The sequence below is a fragment of the Flectobacillus sp. genome, from assembly GCF_049240685.1.
Taxonomy (GTDB): Bacteria; Bacteroidota; Bacteroidia; order Cytophagales; family Spirosomataceae; genus Flectobacillus.
The window spans coordinates 1-7,018 of sequence record NZ_JBMLSD010000216.1 but is presented as its reverse complement, the minus strand read 5'-3'; the positions used below and the strand labels follow the sequence as shown (position 1 = coordinate 7,018).

The 7,018-nt window shown below is 39.3% G+C and carries 3 protein-coding genes; 2 read left to right on the top strand and 1 reads right to left on the bottom strand.

The genetic code is table 11. The annotated features are described in order from the left end of the window. Positions 1-78: 78 nt before the first annotated feature. A complete protein-coding gene (galA, locus tag ACOVQ4_RS09810) occupies positions 79-3,495 on the top strand; it encodes a beta-galactosidase GalA (RefSeq protein WP_421820473.1) in 3,417 nt (1,138 codons plus the stop codon). A 286-nt stretch (positions 3,496-3,781) separates the two neighbouring features. Here the strand turns inward: galA and ACOVQ4_RS09805 are convergent, their stop codons facing one another. Then, the gene (locus tag ACOVQ4_RS09805; RefSeq protein ID WP_421820472.1) at positions 3,782-5,791 is read right to left on the bottom strand and encodes a carbohydrate-binding domain-containing protein; all 2,010 of its coding nucleotides are present in this window, start codon (positions 5,789-5,791) and stop codon (positions 3,782-3,784) included. 283 nt (positions 5,792-6,074) lie between these two features. On the opposite strand from ACOVQ4_RS09805, the gene ACOVQ4_RS09800 reads away from it, so the two are divergent. Next, the coding region (locus ACOVQ4_RS09800) for a glycoside hydrolase family 43 protein (RefSeq protein WP_421820471.1) at positions 6,075-7,018 on the top strand (944 nt) is incomplete at its 3' end.

Here is a 7,018-nt window from a genome sequence, read left to right as displayed (position 1 = left end):
GAGACACTCGCCACGGAAATAGAATTTATTCACCCGTGATGAGAAAGTTTAAACAGCTTTTTTTTATAAAACTATTTTATGCAAAAACTAAAAACTTATCTATTCAAACTGACTTTGGCATTTGCGATTGTCACTTTGATACACAAACCTACTTTATCTCAAAACCCAAGAACAAAAACCAATTTTGATAAAGATTGGCGTTTTCATTTGGGACATTTTTCTAACCCCGATAAAGATTTTAATTATGGTTTAACCAACCTTTTTTATAAATCAGGTTCGGCTGTGAATACGGCTATCGACCCGAAATTTGTAGATTCCTCATGGACAAAACTCAATTTACCTCACGATTGGGTGGTAGCTTTGCCATTTGTCAAATCCGAAGATGCTCATGTAGAATCACATGGATTTAAGCCTGTTGGTGGTCAATTTCCTGAAACTTCAATCGGTTGGTATCGCAAGCATTTTAGTTTGACGCCTGCTGATTCAGGAAGTCGTTATTCAATCCAATTTGATGGTATATACCGTGATGCCAATGTTTGGATTAATGGCTTTTATCTAGGAAATAACAAAAGTGGTTATTTGGGCGCTTCGTATGATATTACCGATTTTTTGAACTTTCATAAAGACAATGTTATCGTAGTCCGCGTAGACGCTTCGCAATACGAAGGTTGGTTTTATGAGGGAGCAGGTATTTACCGTCATGTGTGGCTAAATCGCTATCAAAATGCTCATATTCAGGAAGATGGCGTTTTTGCTTATTCAGAAATAATAGGCAATAAAGCCAATATAAAGGTAGAAACAACTTTCAAAAATGAAGATTATAAATCTGACAACCTGACTATTACAAGTTATTTGTTGGATAGAAACGGAAAAGTAGTGGCCAAATCTTCTGAACAAGCTTTTACCTTAAAATCTCAAGAAGAAAAGACTGCTATTCAAGCTATCAGTACCGTTAATCCTCGTCTTTGGTCTTTGGAAGATCCATATTTGTACAAGATTAAAGTTGAATTGAAATCACAAGGTAAAGTGGTTGACCAACAACAGTTTAGATTTGGGATTCGTACTATTGATATCAAACCGAACGGCGTATTTGTGAATGGGAAACATGTGAAAATCTTGGGAACCAACAACCACCAAGATCATGCGGGAGTAGGTAGTGCTATGCCAGATTATTTGCAATATTACCGAATCGGTTTACTGAAAAATATGGGTTCGAATGCTTATCGTGCGAGTCACCATGCGCCAACTCCTGAATTGATAGAGGCTTGCGATAGTTTGGGAATGTTGTTGTTGGACGAACAACGCTTATTGAATAGTGGAACAGAATACATGAATCAGTTTGAAAGACTGATTAAAAGAGATAGAAATCATGCTTCTGTATTTTTGTGGAGCATAGGGAATGAGGAAGGCTGGATTCAGAAAAATATGGTTGGAAAAAGAATAGCCTTGAGTCTTTTAGCAAAACAAAAGCAACTAGACCCTACCCGTACTTCAACGTATGCCGCAGACTTAGCCAATCATTTTGCAGGCGTAAACGAAGTGATTCCTGTCCGTGGTTTCAACTACCGTCAGTTTGCGGTGGAAGATTATCACAAAGATCATCCAACTCAGCCAATTATAGGTACTGAAATGGGAAGTACCGTTACCACAAGAGGGATTTATGAAAAAGATACCATCAGAGGATACGTTCCCGACCAAGATATTACAGCACCTTGGTGGGCTAGTAAAGCCGAAGAATGGTGGAAGTTGGCAGCTAACAGTGACTTCTGGTTAGGTGGTTTTATTTGGACAGGGTTTGATTATCGTGGCGAGCCAACGCCATATCGTTGGCCAAATATCAACTCTCATTTTGGGGTAATGGATGTCTGTGGATTTCCGAAAAACATCTATTATTACTATCAAAGTTGGTGGACAGACAAAGATGTTCTGCACATTGCACCGCATTGGAACTGGCAAGGAAAAGAAGGTCAACCGATTGATGTTTGGGTCAATAGCAATGCCGATGAGGTGGAATTATTCTTGAATGAAAAATCTTTAGGTAAAAAGGTTATGCCACGCAATGGGCATTTGAACTGGTCTGTGAATTATGCTGCTGGAAAATTGGAAGCTATTGGTTGGAAAAAAGGTAGAAAGATTACGGCGAAAGTCGAAACTACGGGTTTGCCTTACGAGGTGGTGGTTACGCCATACAAAACGACGGCTATTGCTGATGGAAAAGACCTTAGTATTATCAATATTTCTGTGGTAGACAAAGAAGGTCGTGAAGTGCCGAATGCCGATAATTTGATAAAGTTTAAGCTCAAAGGCAATGCAAAAATCATTGGCGTAGGCAACGGCGACCCAAGTAGTCATGAACCAGACCAGTGCGCTGACGGCATGTGGCAACGTAGTTTATTTAATGGAAAATGTCAGGTAATTGTCCAAATGGGCGAAAACCCAAGTATGATTCAGTTTGAGGCATCAGCAACAGGCTTATATGCTGGTGGAACAGATATTTTGACAGTTTCTCCCGAAAAAATCGCACAAGTAAGTATCGACCCAACGTACCAACTTAAACCAGAAGCCAAAAAATCAGCAGCGATTGATAAAATGCTGGGAGCAGATATTTCTTTTTTACCAGAATTAGAAGCAAAAAATATCAAGTTTTCTGATAAAGGTGTTGATAAAGATGCCATCCAAATCTTGAAAGACCATGGATTTAACTATGTTCGTTTGAGAATTTTCCATAATCCTGCCCAGCCTAAAGGATATTCACCAACAACAGGATTTTGTGATTTGGCTCATACCAAAGAAATGGTAAAACGTGCTAAAGCGCTTGGAATGAAAGTATTATTGGATTTCCATTATTCAGATTATTGGGCTGATCCTGGCAAACAATTTAAACCTTTGGCTTGGGAAGGGAAGAACTTTTCAGACCTCAAAAAATCTTTATATGATTACACGTATGACGTGATGCAAGCCTTGAAAACACAGGGAACTTTACCCGATATGGTACAAGTGGGCAATGAAATCAATCATGGCTTAGTTTGGCCAGAAGGGAGTTTTTCGAATACCGATCAATTGGCGCAACTCATCAATGCAGGTACTGCGGCGGTGAAGGCAGTGGCTCCACAAACTATCATGATGTTGCACATAGCTTTGGGCGGACAAAATCATGAATCGGTTCAGTTTATTGATAATATGCTGGCTCGTGGCGTTCATTTTGATGTGATTGGGGAATCTTATTATCCAAAATGGCATGGAACCATTGAAGATTTGCGTGACAATCTCAGCAATCTGATTGAGCGATACAATAAAGATGTGATTGTAGTAGAATATTCACAAATGAAAAGTGAGGTTAATCAAGTGGCCTTTAATTTACCGAATGGAAAAGGCAAAGGAACTTGTATCTGGGAACCGCTCAATACCTGGGAATCTATTTTTGAGAAAGACGGAAAAGCTAATCATTATTTGGCTACTTATGATGAATTAAGTAAACAGTTTTTACTAAAGTAGGAAAAGGTTTTTTCTGATTACTGGACAAAATAAGATTGTATGATTCAATTGAATAGACTGTTTCACTGAATTTTTTAACTGTTTAAAACTATTAAAAAAATGAGTCCAAGAATTAGTCTTGGACTAGTGAAACCGATTTTGTCCAGTAATCAGTCACTCAATTTCGATTACTAAATTGGGTGTGACTCATGTTTTGCTACACTATTTAAAAATTTACACTTCTTTCGACAAAACTTTGGTTTTTACTGTTTTGATACTCTAAAATTCAGCGTTATCTGTTTCACATCTATTCAAGACTTGCGGTTGTGAGCAAACTGTTGAGTGTCACACTCCCACGTGAAATACCGCCATTGAATGTTCCACCACTGTAATAGCCTCCAATATTTGTACCGCCAACATTTTCGCCACCCGAATATACACTGTAGGTTGTACCAGTTTTAAGACTCGGCGATGAATACACAAAATAGTAGCTCGCACGAGTGGGAATGAAGGTAAAGAGGGCATTTCCATCTTTATCCAACAACGAAAATGGATTTCCGCCTGCATAACCAACCGTTAATTTCAGAAATAAAGTGGGTTGAGTCGAACCTGAACTAGTACTTTGTGCCACAGAGGTGTTATTTGGCCCTCCTGCAATAAAGACGCCTCCAGATATTTTGAAAGTTCCGTTATAATCAAAGGCTGTTTCGGTTGATAAGGTTGTACCATGGACTACCACTGTGCCACCAGATTGAGCGATATTTCCATTACTATCCAATCCTTCTGCACCAGTCGAGCTTACAATGAGTGTTCCGCCTGTAATAGAAAGTAAACTACCATCGTTAGTTGTGCCGTCCGTGCCGCTGCCCGCAAATAAGCAATCACCTGAAGAGACAACAGAGATGTATCCAGAGACAACATTAAGTTTAGGTGCTGTAATTCCAATAATCGCAGTTGTAATGTCAACAGACGCTCCATTGATAGATACCGAAGCATCCGATTTTATGCCATCATTGTAAGAAGAAATAGTCAAATAGCCACCAGAAAGTTGTATTTCACCTTTGGCATAAAGTGACTTAGACTCAGTTGTGGTCGAATTATAAGTGAGGATAGCCCCTGTGGTAGTTAAGGTTACTGTACCACCATTCATTGCTACCGTTCCCGAAACGGAGATGTCTTTGGCGCCAACTCCCGAACTCGTAATAGCCAAAGTCCCTCCCTGAATGGTTAAATTTCCAGCACAATTGATTGCATCTGACGTAACTACGGCATTATCTGTACTATTATAATAAGATGAGCCCGCATTTGACATCGTCAATTTACTTACATCTGTTATTGTGGCATTTCCTTTTGTCAAAATACCCTTACAACCGTTTCCTGACGTGTATATGCCAATAATGGCAGAAGACGAATTTAGAACGAACGAACCATTACTACTAATCCCACTCATTTTTTCGCCAGTAGTGTTAATATTCATTGTTCCACCAGTAATTGAAACGTACGGTTTGATACTTGCCTCTGTTCCTGTATAGGATGTAGAAATACCATTTCCTGAGGAGGTGATACCAATAGCTCCCCCAGCAATGGCAACATAGCCAGACTCTGCCTCAATGCCGTCTCCTGTGGAAACTATTTTTAATTCGCCACCAGCCATGTTAAAATACGAGCCGGTATGAACGCCGTCTACCGCAGATTGCAGTATCGAAATCATGCCTGAATTTTGACTTATATATCCATCAGCTACGATAGAATGACTTTTTTGTCCATATATCATCAAAGAACCATTTCCTCCTATTACAAGCGAGCCTTTGGTATAAAGCGTCCCCTTTTGGTCTTCGGTGCTCGAAGCGTAGGTGGTTCCGTCAACTAATCTATTCAGCGTACCACTCACCAAGGTAATAGTTGCTTTTTTAGTTGATTGTATATTGATAGCAGGGCCGTCGGTATTCACGATACTCATCCCGTTGAGAATAAGGTTGAAATCTGAATCACTGTAGATTTTTAAACTCGAATTTGTGTTTTGTCCAGATATGACATAATTAACCGCAGTAGAGGTATTAGTTGATTTAATCACAACATCGCCATTGTTTACCGAGACTTCCACGCCGTTTGAAATATTGTTGGTAATTGTTGGGGTAGTGCCATCGAAGTCAATCAAGACTGCATTGTTTACAGTGGTATCTTTAGTGTTGGCTTCAATATCCGCTATATCCACTGTGGTGTCCGTCAAATCGGAAGAATTGCAGGATATTAGAGAAAGACTGCTTAATAAAGTTATTAAAAATAATGCGAGGACTTTTACATGTTTGTTACTCATAATCATTCTGAAATGGTGTTTAAGCTTGGATAAAGCTATTTTTTTGTGAAAGTGTGTTGCCTATCCAAATTTTTTAAAAAGTATATCTTCTACACCATCACTGACCGCCAAGTCAGGACGAACGTTATGCGATTTTGATAAATTTGCTGAAAGAGTGTATACAAAGCCGTTTTTTGTCGATTAAATCATCTATTTTTTCAATTTTACCCCAAAATTGCCGAATATATACCCTGTGGTTGATTGCTATACTTTTTACTTTTGTTTTGTAAAACCTTTAAAAAATATGAGAAAAATTATATGGAGCATGGGCGTTTTTGTCGTGCTTAGTTTTCAGGCATGCAAGAGTATTCAATCCAAACAAGAAAATCTTACCTTTAAACCCGGTGCCGAGTGGACAGACAGTAATCAAGAAATCATAAATGCGCATGGAGGAGGAATCCTGAAGCAAGGGAAAAACTATTATTGGTATGGTGAAGTTAGAGGTAAATCTGCCTCAGAGGGTGTGTCGGTATATAGTTCGACCGATTTGCTTCATTGGAAATATAATGGAATCGCTTTGGCAAAATCCAAGGACTCTACTAGCGAAATTGCAGTGGGCGGGCTAATGGAAAGACCCAAAGTGATATTTAATCAAAAAACTCGTAAATACGTCATGTGGTTTCACTTGGAGCTGCCTCGTCAAGGATATAAAGCTGCCAGAGCAGGAATCGCTGTGAGTGACAACCCAACGGGTCCGTTTGTTTATCTGAGAAGTTTCAGACCCAATGGACACATGTCGAGAGATATGACTTTGTTTGTAGATGACGATGGCACTGCCTATCATATCTATTCGGCAAGAGAAAATTATGATTTGAGAGCCGTAAAACTTAGCACAGATTATTTGGATGTAACCACTGAGGATACTTTACTTTTTAGTAAACACCGAGAGGCACCAGCGGTCTTCAAAAAGGAGGGAAAGTATTATCTGATAACCAGCGGGTGTACGGGCTGGGAGCCAAACGCGGCTGCTTTACATTCTTCAAATTCAATATTTGGTCCATGGAAATTTGAAGGCGATCCTATGCGTGGGAATTTGGCCGAAAAAACCTTTGATGGTCAGTCTACTTATATTTTGACTGTGAATGCCAAGAAAAATCAGTATATATTTATGGCCGACCGCTGGAAACCACAAAATTTAAAGGATAGCCGATATTTGTGGTTACCCATACAATTCGAAAAGGGGCTTCC